10 protein-coding genes are annotated in these 14,888 nt (G+C 51.2%); 5 read left to right on the forward strand and 5 right to left on the reverse strand.

Going from position 1 to position 14,888, the window contains the following annotated elements; genetic code table 11:
* Positions 1-107 precede the first annotated feature (107 nt).
* Positions 108-1,334: a diguanylate cyclase gene (locus ABF87_RS10145; RefSeq protein WP_160829011.1), complete on the reverse strand. Its 1,227-nt coding sequence runs from the start codon at positions 1,332-1,334 to the stop codon at positions 108-110.
* A gap of 278 nt (positions 1,335-1,612) precedes the next feature.
* On the opposite strand from ABF87_RS10145, the gene ABF87_RS10150 reads away from it, so the two are divergent.
* From ABF87_RS10150 to metW, 5 genes are all read left to right on the forward strand, one after another.
* Entirely contained in the window at positions 1,613-2,017 is a 405-nt protein-coding gene (locus tag ABF87_RS10150; RefSeq protein WP_160829012.1) for a PTS fructose transporter subunit IIA, read from the forward strand.
* The gene (locus tag ABF87_RS10155; RefSeq protein WP_160829013.1) at positions 2,007-2,276 is read left to right on the forward strand and encodes an HPr family phosphocarrier protein; all 270 of its coding nucleotides are present in this window, start codon (positions 2,007-2,009) and stop codon (positions 2,274-2,276) included. The genes ABF87_RS10150 and ABF87_RS10155 overlap by 11 nt, the downstream gene beginning before the upstream one ends.
* Complete coding sequence (ptsP, locus tag ABF87_RS10160; RefSeq protein ID WP_160829014.1) at positions 2,273-4,000, forward strand: phosphoenolpyruvate--protein phosphotransferase; 1,728 nt, start codon at positions 2,273-2,275, stop codon at positions 3,998-4,000. Before ABF87_RS10155 ends, ptsP begins: the two co-directional genes overlap by 4 nt.
* A gap of 209 nt (positions 4,001-4,209) precedes the next feature.
* The gene (locus ABF87_RS10165; RefSeq protein ID WP_160829015.1) at positions 4,210-5,337 is read left to right on the forward strand and encodes a homoserine O-acetyltransferase; all 1,128 of its coding nucleotides are present in this window, start codon (positions 4,210-4,212) and stop codon (positions 5,335-5,337) included.
* Positions 5,338-5,360: 23 nt separating this feature from the next.
* Positions 5,361-5,978, forward strand: a complete 618-nt coding sequence (gene metW / locus ABF87_RS10170; RefSeq protein ID WP_160829016.1) for a methionine biosynthesis protein MetW — start codon at positions 5,361-5,363, stop codon at positions 5,976-5,978.
* A gap of 22 nt (positions 5,979-6,000) precedes the next feature.
* Here the strand turns inward: metW and ABF87_RS10175 are convergent, their stop codons facing one another.
* From ABF87_RS10175 to ABF87_RS10190, 4 genes are all read right to left on the reverse strand, one after another.
* A complete protein-coding gene (locus ABF87_RS10175) occupies positions 6,001-6,831 on the reverse strand; it encodes a ferritin-like domain-containing protein (RefSeq protein WP_160829017.1) in 831 nt (276 codons plus the stop codon).
* A gap of 28 nt (positions 6,832-6,859) precedes the next feature.
* Entirely contained in the window at positions 6,860-10,264 is a 3,405-nt protein-coding gene (locus ABF87_RS10180) for a CheR family methyltransferase (protein ID WP_160829018.1), read from the reverse strand.
* A gap of 274 nt (positions 10,265-10,538) precedes the next feature.
* Positions 10,539-13,805: an efflux RND transporter permease subunit gene (locus ABF87_RS10185; RefSeq protein WP_160829019.1), complete on the reverse strand. Its 3,267-nt coding sequence runs from the start codon at positions 13,803-13,805 to the stop codon at positions 10,539-10,541.
* Entirely contained in the window at positions 13,805-14,887 is a 1,083-nt protein-coding gene (locus ABF87_RS10190) for an efflux RND transporter periplasmic adaptor subunit (protein ID WP_160829020.1), read from the reverse strand. The genes ABF87_RS10185 and ABF87_RS10190 overlap by 1 nt, the downstream gene beginning before the upstream one ends.
* Between the last annotated feature and the right edge of the window lies 1 nt (position 14,888).

A 14,888-nucleotide genomic window follows, 5' to 3' on the forward strand; every position in this document is an offset into this window, starting at 1 on the left:
CAACGCTGAAATCGCCAGGACGCGTCTGAGGGATGAGATAAAAGAGCTATTCACACAACATGCAATTTGATTCGGCATATCCAAGTTGTGCGATGGATTAGCGGTCATCATTCAGTTTTTTTAACACTCATATCCGCCAGTTCCACCCGGTTTCTCCCGTTGTGCTTGGCTTGATACAAGGCTTCATCAGCTTTCTGCAGCAGCAGATGCTCATCCAATGTATCTTCCCCGGTGCTGACCGCCACACCCAGGCTGATGGTGGCTGGAACCAGGCGTTTATTGGTATGGATTTCTTTGCATGCGACGGCTTCGCGGAATCGTTCGGCGGCTTTGACCGCACCCTCCTGATCATACGGGCAGACAATGACCAGAAACTCTTCGCCGCCATAGCGCCCGAGATATTCGTGGGAGCGGGCCGATTTTCTGAGACGCTCGGCGATTTCACACAACACAGCATCGCCGGTGAGATGGCCGTAAGTATCATTGATCGCCTTGAAGTGATCGATGTCGATCATGATGAGGCCTACTGTCAATCCGCCCCGTTTTGCACGCAGAATCTGCTTGTGCAGAATATCAAAAATGGCCGGGCGATTGTAGAGACCGGTGAGCGCATCATGCGAGACTCGACGTTCCAAGGATTTATTTTGCGCGATCAATTGCTTGTTGAGTTTGACTCCTTTGTACAACTGCGTTTTTTCAATGATCAGCGCCAGGTGACTGGCAATTTGCAACGATAAATCCTTGTGCAGCTTTTTATAGATATTTTTCTTGCGGCATGAGAATAAGATGAAGCCAATCGGTTTGCCGGTCGCGATCAATGGGCAGATGAGGCAAGAATGTATGCCCTCCTTGAAGGCCGACTGCACCAGACTGGAGTCGGAATGCTGATCCAAATACTGGCTCAGATCATCGACGATGAGCATGTCATGCGTTTCGAGAAGCTTTTGTGCATGACTGTCAGCAACCGGAATCGAAAAACCGGTATTTAATTCGAGTATGTGGTAGTTGGCGCGCACCCAATGCAATTTCAGCTTGCTTTTGTCAGCCTCGAGCAGCACCAAGCTGACCCGGTCATAGGGTAGATGATCCTGAAAAGATTCATAGATGTGATTCAGAACATCAATCAGGCGAAGATTGAAATTGGATTCCACCAATATCTTATACAGAGATTGGGTTTTATCCGATTGTTTTTGCAAATGGGAAGACAATTTCTTGAGAGATTGACCCAGTCGGCCAATTTCGTCATCGCCGCAAGGAATCGTTACCGTGAAATCGCCGCTCGTCATCGCTTCAGCAGCTTTTTGCAATGCCAGGATTCGATCACTTTTTTTCATTGTTCATATCCGATCGAAATATCAATATCGATATATCAAGTGTATACCGTATAAGCCTTGCGGGCTAGGTAACTCGTCGACAGTGTGACTGCTTTGCGGATGATTAATTCAACATTGCCGGCAGCGGAGCGACAGCGACTGATGGCGACGGTAAATACTATCGTGCGAAGGTGAACTATTTTTGTAGGCGGTCATAACAACACAATGATCATTAGGCAATGTCAGTGCTAAAATCGAGTCATTGATTGTTGCGAACAAAGGATGGGGACAGAGGTACGATGATCGGAATTTTGATTCTTACTCATGAAGATTTAGGGGAGCATATGATACGGTGCGCAAGTCATGTGTTGGGCATGAATCCGCCGCAATTGGATTGTCTGAGCGTGTTCATTCAGGACACGCCCGAGACGGTACTGACAAAAGGGCGGGCATTGATCGAACAACTCGATAGCGGCGATGGTGTGCTGATTCTCAGCGATATGCTCGGCGCTACACCCTGTAACGTCGCCAGCCGTCTGGTGCAGCCCGGTAAAGTGGAGTGCATTGCCGGTGTGAATCTGCCCATGTTGGTGCGGGTGCTGACGTATCGTCATGAATCGCTGCCGGTTGTGGTCGAAAAAGGACTCAGCGGCGGTCAGGGCGGCGTGATGCAGATTGAGGCGGAGCCTTGTCATGCAAACTAGAGAAATCGAAATCGTCAACAAGCTGGGATTGCATGCGCGGGCATCGGCAAAATTGACCAAGCTTGCCAGTCAATTCAAATGCGAAGTCTGGGCGACAAAAAATAACCGGCGCGTCAACGCCAAGAGCATCATGGGCGTCATGACACTGGCCGCCAGCAAGGGTTCGCGCATCCGGCTCGAAACAACCGGTGACGACGAGGTTGAGGCGATGACGGCGCTGGTGGCATTGGTTGAAGATTATTTTGGTGAAGGCGAATGAGTTTTATCCTGCAAGGTATCGGCGTATCGGAAGGTATTGCAATCGGCCATGCGCACCTGGCTGCACCGGCTGCATTGGAAGTCATGCATTATCTCATTTCCAAGAGTCAGGTGGAGAAGGAAATTGCCCGTCTGGACAATGCCTTTGCCGTGGTACGGCAGGAATTCGAGGCGCTGCAAAAGTCGGTGACTGACGGTCATGCACGGGCTGAATTCAGCGCGTTTTTGGATTTGCACCTGATGATTCTGGATGACCCGATGCTCTCCGAGGCCACCCATAGCACGATCGCGCAGACGTTATGCAACGCCGAATGGGCGCTGACGCAGCAAATGCAAGAGTTATTGGCGCAATTTGAACAAATTGAGGATGCCTATTTGCGTGAGCGTAAAGCCGACGTCGTGCAAGTGGTCGAACGCGTGCTCAAGGCCATGCTGGGTTATCCGCGGCACTTGCCGGTCGCGACGAAACTGACGGGCGACAGTATTCTGGTCGCGCATGACCTGAGTCCTGCCGATGTGATGCAGTATAAACAGCATCAATTCACGGCTTTTCTCACCGATTTGGGCAGCCAGACGTCGCATACCGCCATCGTGGCGCGCAGCCTGAATATTCCGTCGGTAGTCGCGCTGCACTACGCACACCAGTTAATTCTCGAAAACGACGCGTTGATCGTCGATGGCACGCATGGCGTCATCATCGTCAATCCGGACAAGTATGTGCTCGATGAATATCGCCTGCGGCAAGAGCAACTGGAACTGGAGAAGCAGAAATTAAAGCGCCTCAAAAGCATCGCCGCAGTCACCCTGGATGGCACGCCGGTCGATCTGTATGCCAATATTGAATTGCCGGAAGACATCGAGCAGGTCAAAGAAAGCGGCGCGACGGGCATAGGTTTGTTCCGCAGCGAATTTCTGTTCCTGAATCGCAATGATTTGCCGGGAGAAGACGAGCAGTTCGAAGCATACCGCACCGTTGCGGTCAAAATGCACAAACAGCCGGTCACGATACGCACGTTCGATCTGGGTGCAGATAAAAGCCTGCGCGGCGCTGTGCAAGTTGCGGCTAACCCGGCATTGGGATTGCGAGCAATTCGCCTGAGCCTGGCCGAACCGAGAATGTTTCATATCCAGCTTCGTGCCATCTTGCGGGCATCCAAATTTGGAGATGTCCGCATTTTGATTCCGATGTTGTCGAATGTGAGCGAAATCGAGCAGACGTTGAATCATATCGAATATGCCAAGCAGACCTTGCGTGATGACGATATTCGCTTTGATGAGCATATCAAAGTCGGCGGCATGATCGAGATTCCAGCGGCTGCGCTGAGTCTGGATACGCTCATGCGAAAACTGGACTTCTTATCGATCGGAACCAATGATCTGATCCAATACACACTCGCGGTTGATCGGATCGACGATACCGTGGCGCATTTGTACGACCCTTTTCATCCCGCCATCCTGTGGTTGATTTCGCACGTCATTCAGAGCGCCAATCGCGCCAAAATACCCGTGTCATTGTGCGGTGAAATGGCGGGTGACAAACAGTTTACGCGACTGTTGCTGGGAATCGGATTGCAGCAGTTTTCGATGTACCCGGCGCAATTGCTGACCGTAAAAAATCAAATATTGAAGAGCCACTTGCCTGATATCGTTCCGTTAGTGAACAAGATCATCAAGGCAGATCACCCGCAGAAAATGGCTACATTGCTGACCAAACTGAATGACTAGAAGCTCGAAAGAAGACTGCACGATTGGATATCGCAAAGTCAGATGGAAACGCGCAGTTCCCGCGTAGTCGATGAGCATTATGTATTGACTCTGATGCAGTCGGACCAAGCGCAGTAGTTTTTCAGAGTTTCCCTAGTCCCGGTTCGTTCTTTGGCGATATAATCATTATCAATATGTTCAGTCGTTTCTTCGGAATTTCCTTACATTAAATGCAAGAACCAAAGTCAATGGGGGTGGTGACCCCCCAGTATGTGCAGATCGTCAAACCATTGCAGTTGAAAAGCGGGTACGTGCTCGATAGCTACCATCTGGTCTATGAAACCTATGGCCAGCTCAATGCAGCACGCTCCAATGCCGTGCTGATATGTCATGCGCTGTCGGGCAACCATCATGTGGCCGGGATCTATGCCGACAAGGAAAAGAGTTCTGGCTGGTGGGATAACATGGTCGGACCAGGCAAACCGATTGATACCGACCGTTTTTTTGTGATTGGTGTGAATAACCTGGGGGGCTGTCATGGCTCCACCGGCCCTGCGAGTATCGATACGCGGACAGGTAAGCCTTACGGTGCGAGTTTTCCGATGGTGACGGTTGAGGATTGGGTGGAAACGCAAGCACAGCTTGCCGATCACCTGGGTATTGAACAATTTGCGGCGGTTGTCGGTGGCAGCCTTGGCGGCATGCAGGCGTTGCAATGGACGCTGGATTATCCGGAAAGAGTTCGCCATGCGGTGGTGGTTGCGGCAGCGGCAAAATTGACGGCGCAGAATATCGCCTTCAATGATGTGGCGCGCCAGGCGATCATGACCGATCAGGAATTCTATGGTGGCAATTTTTATGCTTATGACACCTTGCCAAGACGAGGCTTACGGTTGGCGCGCATGCTCGGGCATATCACCTATCTGTCGGATGATTCTATGGCGGCGAAATTCGGCCGCAGCTTGCGTAAAGGCGAACTTTCGTTCGGTTTCGATGTGGAATTTGAGATCGAATCCTATCTACGTTATCAAGGTGATAAATTCGCCGATTTGTTCGATGCCAACACTTATTTGCTGATGACCAAGGCGCTGGATTATTTCAATCCAGCTGACTCCTACAATGGCGATTTAAGCGCGGCTTTCCGCGTCGCGATGGCGAATTTCCTGATTGTGTCGTTCACATCCGATTGGCGTTTTTCGCCGGAACGTTCGCGGGAAATTGTCAAAGCCTTGTTGGATAACAAAATCAATGTCAGCTACGCCGAAGTGACCACGACGCATGGCCACGATTCATTTTTGATGGAGGCGCCGTATTACCATCAGCTTGTGCGCGCTTATATGGACAATATTTCTATTTGAATGATCGAATTGACGAATCAACCATGAACGAGACCCTCAACCCTGCAACGAATACGTTACGACCCGACTTTGCTGCCATTGCCGAATGGATCAAGCCCGGCGCAAAAATATTGGACTTGGGCTGTGGCGATGGCTCGTTGTTGCGCTATCTGCGCGATACGCGCGATGTCTTTGGCTATGGCGTGGAGATTGATGACGATAATCTGCTGAAATGTTTTCACAATGGCATCAATGTCATCCAAAACGATCTGGAAGCTGGGTTGTCCGGTTTTGAATCGAATTCCTTCGATTATGTCATTTTGTCGCAAACCCTCCAGGCGATGCGCCATACCGAAGGCATTATTCAGGAAATGTTACGGGTAGGAAAGGAAGGCATCGTGTCATTTCCGAACTTTGGCTATTGGAGAAACCGCATGCAGGTGATCGCCGGACATATGCCGGTATCCGAGACACTGCCTTATTATTGGTACGATACGCCGAATATTCATTTGTGTACGCTCGGCGATTTCGAAGCGCTGTGCCACCAATGCAATGCCCGCATTCTAGAACGTCGCGTGCTGAGTGCACATAACCGTCCGGTTAATTTCTTCCCCAACTTGATGGGAATCCTGGCGTTTTACCGTTTCGAACGGCGGACGTAGCAACACTTTATTTTGGAAGATCTCAGGTTGAAGAGCGTGCAGCATTGGTTGCGAGACATTGCACATGTTCAAGCGCGCGCAGTTCCGCGGCGGTGAATCCCGCTTGTTGCCGGGCTTCGTAATGAAAAGGGCCGGCTATTTGCCCGCTGAAATGTTGAATGGCCAGTTCGCAAAAGGTATGCTCAGGATCCAGTCCACGCTCCCGACAAAGATAATTGAACCAGCGCGAGCCGATTGCCACGTGGCCGATTTCATCGCATAGGATGATTTCCAAAATCGCCACGGTTTTTTCGTCACCGACCTGTTGCAGGCGTTTGATGATGCCAGGCGTGACGTCCAGTCCGCGTGCTTCAAGAACGCGTGGTACGAGCGCCATGCGCATCAATGGATCAGTCGCTGTGCGCACAGCCATCTCCCATAAGCCATTGTGAGCGGGCCAATCGGCGTAGTCATATCCCAGCGCATTGAGCCGTTCACGCAATAATTCAAAGTGATGCGCTTCTTCAGTCGCCACAGCCACCCAGTCGCTATAAAATTGCTTAGGTAGATCGCGGAAACGATAGACCGCATCCCATGCCAAGTTGATCGCGTTGAATTCAATATGCGCAATCGCATGAATCAATATGGCCAGTCCGTCCGCAGCGCCCAGCCTGCGTTTGGGCACTTTACTCGGCAGCACTAATACCAGTTTGCTTGGGCGGCCCGGCTCCGCGATCGGCTTGGGTTGATCGGGCGCATGCAGAGAAAGCAAACCCTTATCCCATGCCTGGGCGGTTTGCCGAGTCAGCGCTATTTTTTCACTGATCCCGCAAGCGTTCACACATCGATCGGCGGCTTCAAATAAAGAATTCATGGATCAGTAAATGGAGTGAATGACCTGGTCAGGATTTATTGAAGGAATTAAATAGCAAACGATATTTTTCCTCGCTCTCGCACAGCGCACGCTCAGCACGTTTGCGTTCAGTAATGTCGTCGAAAATCACCGCGATAAGACGGCTACATGCATCACCGACACGATTGGCATTCGTATAATACCAGCGATCCAAATCAGCGTTATAGTCTTCACGAAGCTCAGGAACGCCGGTCGATGACACGCGATCATAATATTCAAACCAGTAATCCTCAAAATCCGGCATTAACTCCCGGACGCTCTGCCCAGGGTTCGGTTGAAAGCCGGTCAAACACGCGAAAGCTTTATTGACTTCGCGATAAAGGAGATCGACCAGCCGGCCTTCATCGTCTCTCACCGTTTCGATAATCGCAAATCCTGTGTTAATGGATTCAAACAACGACCGATATTTCTCTTCGCTCTCGCGCAGCGCCGATTCGGCCTTTTTACGCTCGGCTTCACGTTCTCCCAAGCGGATTTCGGTGCGCCGGCGTTCGATAAGATGGGCGGCCAGACCGGCATATAAGTCAGCCCACCCCAGTTCCCGCTCTGTCGGAATATGTGGCTCTCGGAAATGCACTGTCAGCACGCCCTGCAGTTCTTCATGGCGTGTTTTCAGCGGGGAACTGATGGCAGCTTTGTAATTGAGCGCTGCGGCAGTTGAAGCATGATCTGCAAATTGTGAATCCGATGTGAGATCGGTGACCACAATTCGGTGGCCAGTCCGAATTGTGGCAGCGCAGGTGGAATGAAAATCGCGGTCGATGGGGGGAATGGACGACAGGAGATCCAGACCAAACCCGCGTGTGGCAATGTAGCGCAAAACACCGGTTTCCGGATCATGAATTTGGATAGTGCCCTTATCCGCGCCGTGCAGACTAATGGCAGTATCCAGTACTTGGTAGAGCGCATCAGAGACATCCTTGCTGGATAGCAACTGATCAGACAACTCGCGCAGGCGAGAGATAGCATCCAGCTCCTCAGCGAGCGCCTCCTCGGCCTTTTTTTGTTCTGTAATATCCGCAAAAGTAATCGCAACACCTTTGATTTTTCCCTCAACACTAAAAGGCCTTATTTGGCGCTGATACCATTTGCCGGACTCTGTCTCGACTTCACTTTCCCGGCTTGCCTTGCCTTCCAATACAGCTTGGGCATCGGATAAAAATTTAGAATCTTTGAATTTGGGTCTCAAATCTGCAATCCGGCGACCTGTATCACTTTCATATAAGGGAAAAAGTTTTTTCATGGCCGGCGTAAACCAACGCACACGCAAACCTTGATCAAGAAAAAGCGTCATTACCGCACCGCTCGTCAGGATATGACGTTGCGTTTCAAGCTCTTCAACGTTGATGCTCAGTTGCTGATTGATCCGTGTGATTTCGTCGTTGCTGATATTGAGCTGATCATTAACCGTGCGCAATTCTTCGTTAAGCGCCTGCAATTCTTCACGAGAAGCATCCAGTTCTCCCATTGAAATGCGCAAAGCCTCGTTCCATTTTCCATTTTTATCTTCATCAGAGAAATTAGAGTTAGCATTTCTATCGGCGGATAGAAAGGAAATGAGAAGCCTTAAAGAACCATTTTCTCCCTGCGTAATAGGTGTAAGCATCAATCGTGCAGTAATAATTCCCTTACTTGACGATTGCAGCTCGCCTTCGATTGTTGTGGCGCATTGTTCAAGCAGCACGAATTTTCCACTGACCCTTATCCTCTCTCGCAAAGCCAACGGCACCATCTGGAGCAGATTGTACGTTGGCTGACCCGCAGGCAGTTTCAGAAATCCCTCTGTGCTTCCATGAATACGTAACACATTGAATTGCTCATCAACTAAAACGGATGGAAGATCGAATGTCTCGACAAGTGCCCTGTGAGCATTTTCTGCTGCCGAAATACGGCCTGTCTGGCGATCCAATCGCTTCTGCAACCGTTTTGGAAAGTTAACTTCCGCATCATAAAAAACCCCTGTTTTGCGATAAATACGCAATGCCGGAGATACTGCCTCAAATCCAGATTGCTTCGGTGAAAGAGACTCACCCTTGCCAAGAAATAAATATCCCCCAGGACGTAAAGCTGAATGCAAGAGATAAAGAACCTGTGTAATTGCACTCGGCTCTAGATAGATAAGCAAGTTACGGCATGTAATGAGATCGAGAGATGAAAATGGCGGGTCCGCCAGCAGGTTTTGCGGCGCAAACACCATTTTTTCTCGTAATGCTTTTTTCACCCGGTAACCGCCATCAACCGTGTAAAAATAATCTGACTTCAACTCTTCGGGAATAGCGTTCCCCGCATTGGCAGAAAAAATTCCTTGACTGGCCCGGGTAACGATTTCTGCCGAGGTATCAGTTGCAAAAATCTGAAAATCGATGGATGTGGATAACTTCTTATTTTCCTCATTCATCAACATAGCCAATGAATAAGCCTCTTCCCCTGTTGAGCAAGCAGGTGTCCACGCGCGAATAACATCAGTCGCATTTGCAACCGAAAAAAGCTCATGCAACACATCCTGCTTCAGCACATTCCATGCGTCCTCATCCCGGAAGAAAGACGTTACATGAATAGGAATTTTATGGATCAGTATTTCCAGCTCTACGACATCATCGGCTAGCAAAGCTTCATAGTCATTTAAATGATGGATCTGCCGCGCCTGCATCCGCCGATGCACACGCCACATGAGCGGTGCCAATTTATAACCTGTTAAATCAAATCCGGCATGACGATAAATATGATCGGCAATACGCTGCATTGTCTCCAACATATTACTGGTCCAGGCGGCTGTACCATTGAGTCTTTTATAATCTGGGTTCGGACACGCATATAACTCAAGTGCAATATCCACTATCGGAAGAATATGATTCGCCATACCCGTTTCGATAACCGCGAGCGGCATACTGTCAAACTCTGCGGTTGTGGGATCTTGAACGATGACCACTCCACCCGCTTGTCGTACACACAACGCACCCGCTGCACCATCCGATCCACTGCCTGAAAGGATGACGGCTGCCGCATATTTGCTTTTGTCACGCGCCAGACTTTCAAACAAAATATCGATGGTGTTGTTGCCAGCATGTGCGGAAGCCATCATAGGCCGACAGCGTAAAATACCATTTTCAATGGTCAATATATTTCCTGGCTTCGCGACATACACATGATCAGTCGCGGGAATAACGTCATCATCTGCGTCCTGAACGGTAAGCGTCGTGGACTTGGCGATCAGGCTTACCAGACGGCTCGGCTTTTCAGGTTGCAAGTGTTGTACAACAATAAAAGCAAGTCCATGACTTGGCACCAGAGTTTTAAACAAACTGAGCAGCGCTTCAACGCCGCCAGCCGATGCACCAATCGCTACAATAAAAGGATTAGGAAATTCCGATTTTTTCTTTAGTATTTTGGGCATATGCACTGCCTATGCATATCTTGAAAGGCCAACACGCGTGTGTACCATTTTGCGCTCCGTACTAGAAATCCTGAATACGTTCAATATGTCAAATCTAATGGCGTTAACCTAATCTCTATTCATCAGATAGAACAGCTTGTTTTGCATGTCATCATATAAATTTGGATTAATGGCTGACTAGAATGTTCATTTACGTTGCAGGACATGGAGAACAGTCGTTGTTGCCCAAGCGTGTAGTAACCTGAGCAAATCAAAGATCAAGATATTCGAGTGATCAAGTGGCAACACGACTGCTATTTTTTCTGTGAATCAGGAAATAAACCACCGGTATGACCAGCAACGAAAACAGCGTTGAGGCAAAAATACCGAAGATAAAACTCCAGGCCAATCCGGAGAAGATCGGATCGAGAATGATCACGAAGGCGCCGAGCATCGCTGCGCCGGCGGTCAGGAAAATAGGACGCAGGCGGATTGCGCCGGCTTCGATCAGGGCATCCGGCAGAGTGATTCCTTCCCGGGAACGAATACGTTCGATGAAATCGACCAGAATAATGGAATTGCGCACGACGATTCCGGCCAGGGCGATCATGCCGATCATGGCCGTGGCGGTGAAATAGATCGGATTGGGATAGCCTTCGATCGGCGATGCCATGACCAGGTTGAGTAACCAGAAGCCAGGCATGATGCCGATGATCGTCAGCGGTATCGCGATCATCATCACCAGCGGCATCGTCAGCGAGGCGGTCTGGCCGACCAGCAGGATATAGATCATGATGAGCGCGGCTGCAAAGGCAAGGCCGAGGTCGCGAAAAACATCCACGGTGATTTTCCATTCGCCTTCTCCCGCGAGTTCCACGCTGTAGCCTTCCGGCAATGGCCGTTCGGCCAGAATATCCTGCAGATCAAAGATGGCCTCCACTGGACTGCGCCCTGCCATGTCGGCCACGACAAAATTTACCCGCTGCAAGTTCTTGTGATAGACAGGTTGATCTGTGTGCAACTGCACAGGCGTGACGATTTCACTCAACGGAATCAGATGACCCTGCGCGTTTTTTACCCGCAACGCCAGCAGATCGGAAACGGAAGAACGTAGCGTACGTGGCAGTTGCAGCACGATTTCAAGCGGTCTGCGCTCGGTGTCTGAGTGCACGATACCCACCACATGCCCGGCAGCAGCTATGCGCAGCGCTTCCGCAACCTGCGCCGTATTGATACCAGCCAAAGCGGCTTTTTCGCGATTGATCCGGAAATGAATCTTGTTATGGGATGCTTCCGAAAAATCATCCACATCGACAACACCCTCGATCGTTTCGATATCGCCGCGTACACGTTTGGTGACCTGCATCAGGTCCGCAGTGCTGGCTTCGGGTGGGCCATAGATTTCGGCGACCACACTGGCCAACACGGGCGGGCCGGGTGGGATTTCAACGATTTTCAGGTTGGCGCCGTATTGTTTGCCTATTTTTTCCACTTCAGGCCGGATGCGCAGCGCGATTTCATGTGATTGCTGTGCGCGCATGTCCTTGGGCAGTAAGTTAATCCGGACATCGCCCATATAACCGCCATTGCGCAGATAATAGCGGCGTACCATGCCATTGAAATCCTTCGGTGAAGGCACGCCGGTATACGTTTGATAATCGGTCACTTCATTGACAATGGCCAGATAGCTTCCTAGCGCTCGCGCAACTTCGTCGGTTTGTTCCAGCGTTGAGCCGCGCGGCATGTCAATCACAATCTGCAACTCGTTTTTGTTATCGAACGGCAGCAGTTTCAGCGGAACGGCGCGGGTAACCGCCAGCATGACCGACATTCCAAAGGCAACTAAAACGATCAGTAAGAAGACCCAGGCCCGGCGGGGCGTCACCAGCAGCGGGTACAGTATGGCGTGATAACTGCGGTAAATCAGCGTTTGCTTGAAGTCCTCGGGGGCTTCATGCTGCGGTTTGTGGTAATCGCTTTGCAACAGCTTATAGCTGGCCCAGGGCGTGACGGTAAAGGCCACGATCAGCGAAATGAGCATGGCTACGGGCACATTGAAGGCCATCGGCGCCATGTACGGACCCATCATGCCGGTAATGAAGAACATCGGTAGGAATGAAACGATAACGGTAAACGTGGCCAGAATGGTCGGGGGCCTGACTTCCTCGACGGCTGTCAGCAGGGCAGCCAGCGGTGATTCCTTGCGCATTTGATAGTGGCGGTGAATATTTTCGACATCGACGATCGGGTCATCCACCAACAGACCCAAAGACAGAATCAGTGCAAACAACGTGACCCGGTTGATCGTGTATCCGATCAGATAATCGAACAGCAACGTCAACGCCAGCGTCATCGGCACTGCAATTGACACGATGAATGCCTCTTTCGGCCCGAGCGAGAATGCCAGTAACGCCATGATGATCACGATGGCAAAACCCAGATGTTTCACGAGTTCGTTGACCTTGTGATTGGCGGTTTCGCCGTAGTTCCGCGTCACCGTCAGCAAAACATCCTGCGGCACGGTCGTGCCGTGCAGCTTACTGGCCATTGCCAGCACATCATTCGCCACTGTGACGGCATTGCTGCCTTTGCGCTTGGCAATGGCGATCGTCACCATCTGGCGTTCCTGTCCGGCCTGAGGCTGCGCACCGGATGCCCGGCCCGCCGTGACCATATTCTCCACCGCGGGACCGAAGCCAATGCGCGTGTAATGACTGACATCGGCCGGGCCGTCGATGATACGCGCGACATCGCGCAGATAAACTGGCCGGTTGTTGACGCTTTTGATGACGATGGCCTCGACTTCCGTTGCTGAGCTGAAATGTGGGCCAGCTTCCAGTAACATTTCCCGGTTGCCGCGTTCAAAACTGCCAGCCTGCAGATTGACATTGGTTTCGGCCAGTGCCCGCGCAATTTCGTTTAAGCTGACGTCATGTGCGGTCAATCGTGCAGGGTCGGCGTAGACTGACACGCGCCGCTGTTCACCGCCGACCACCCAGCTTTTGCCGACATCGTCGATCCCCCTGAACGCAACGATCAGTTCATCCGCAATGCGGCGCAAGGCCATGGAATCAAACTGACTGTTTTGCGACGACAGCGTCAACAAGACGATAGGCACATTGTCGATTTCGACCGGATTCACCTTCCAGCCGGTAACTCCCGGCGGAATCAGATGTTGATTGGACAACAACGTATTCCACGTTTTGATCAGACTGTTCTCGTAATTCTGGCCGACGTAGTAACGTACAGTGATCACCGCCGCTCCAGGCCGGGATACGGAATACACATATTCCACGCCTGCGACCTGCTTCAGCAAAACCTCAAGCGGTGTAGCAGCCAGCTTTTCCACTTCCTCACTCGAAGCACCGGGATACTCCAGCAATACATCCATCACCGGCACGACGATTTGCGGATCTTCTTCACGCGGCGTCAGTATCAGCGCCATCGCGCCCGCCAGCATCGACATGATCAGAAACAGTATCGAAAGCTGGGAAGTCGTGAAAACATTGACGATCCGGATCGTCAGCCCATGTTTGACGCTCGGTTCCGGGAGATTATCCATTACCGCATGTGCCGGGGATCGGCGATGATGGTTTCGCCGACCCGCAAGCCTGAAATGACCTCGATCCGGTCGCCGAAGGTTTTGCCCGTTCGGATATGACGTGCGATTTGCCGTCCATCCGCCAACACTCTGACGATTTCGAGTTGGCCGAGATATTGCACGGCACTGGCGGGTATCAGCAATGCCACATGCTCGTCGCAAGCCTGTTGAAGCCAGCCGAAATATCCTGGTTTCAAACCTTCGATGGCTGGTAATGCGATTTTGATCAATTGCGAGTGTGAGTGCGCATCGATTTCTGGAATGATTTCATCGATCGTGGCGCTAAAAATTTGACTGAAGGTGTCGATTCGTACCGCTGCACCTTCACCGGATTGAAATGCGCCGGCACAGGCGGCCGGCACTTCAACTTCAAGCCTGAGGCTGCGCGGTGCCTGTAGGGTTACGATCGGAACACCGGGCATTCCCATATCTCCTGGCTGTTTCAATCGCTTGACTATGGTGCCGTCAAAAGGTGCCAGCAAAACGGTGTCGGCCAATCGCGCCCTGATTTCATTCAACATGCTGCTTGCTTGATGGGCGCGTGCCTGTGCTTCCTTTGCCAGTGCAACCGCAGCGTCATGGTTCGCACGTGTTGCCGCCTCCTTTTCATACAGGCCGCTGATCCGCTGTTGATCCGCGCTGGCGCGGTTTGCCTGAGCATTTGCGCCGGTCAGCGCAGCAAGCGCTGCTTTCTCCTGCGCTCTCAGATCGCGCTCGTCAAGACGCGCAATGACATCGCCTTTTTTGACGGCGTCTCCGGCGTGGACTTTGATGTCGAGAATCCGGGCTGTCAATCTGGGCGCAATATCAGCAACGGTTCTCGACTTCACGACGCCCGGCCAGGACAAGACGTCGCCGACCTGCTGCGCGGTAACCGTGGCGGTATGAAAGGTGTGGGTTTCGTCCGGCTGCGGGCTCGTACCAGGCGACACTTTGCCGATAAAACCGCCCTGCATATAGATCAGCAGCACGATCAGGGTCAGCGTTACGACAACAATCGTGATGATTCTTTTGGGTATTTGTCGTTCATGGCTCAAAGACATA

Source organism: Nitrosomonas sp. JL21 (genome assembly GCF_009833095.1).
Lineage (GTDB): Bacteria > Pseudomonadota > Gammaproteobacteria > Burkholderiales > Nitrosomonadaceae > Nitrosomonas.

Coding starts and splice junctions, on each gene's coding strand:
- ptsP (WP_160829014.1), top strand. CDS start 2,273: ATGAGTTTTATCCTGCAAGGTATCGGCGTATCGGAAGGTATTGCAATC.
- ABF87_RS10190 (WP_160829020.1), bottom strand. CDS start 14,887: ATGTCTTTGAGCCATGAACGACAAATACCCAAAAGAATCATCACGATT.
- metW (WP_160829016.1), top strand. CDS start 5,361: ATGAACGAGACCCTCAACCCTGCAACGAATACGTTACGACCCGACTTT.
- ABF87_RS10180 (WP_160829018.1), bottom strand. CDS start 10,264: ATGCCCAAAATACTAAAGAAAAAATCGGAATTTCCTAATCCTTTTATT.
- ABF87_RS10150 (WP_160829012.1), top strand. CDS start 1,613: ATGATCGGAATTTTGATTCTTACTCATGAAGATTTAGGGGAGCATATG.
- ABF87_RS10145 (WP_160829011.1), bottom strand. CDS start 1,334: ATGAAAAAAAGTGATCGAATCCTGGCATTGCAAAAAGCTGCTGAAGCG.
- ABF87_RS10175 (WP_160829017.1), bottom strand. CDS start 6,831: ATGAATTCTTTATTTGAAGCCGCCGATCGATGTGTGAACGCTTGCGGG.
- ABF87_RS10185 (WP_160829019.1), bottom strand. CDS start 13,805: ATGGATAATCTCCCGGAACCGAGCGTCAAACATGGGCTGACGATCCGG.
- ABF87_RS10165 (WP_160829015.1), top strand. CDS start 4,210: ATGCAAGAACCAAAGTCAATGGGGGTGGTGACCCCCCAGTATGTGCAG.
- ABF87_RS10155 (WP_160829013.1), top strand. CDS start 2,007: ATGCAAACTAGAGAAATCGAAATCGTCAACAAGCTGGGATTGCATGCG.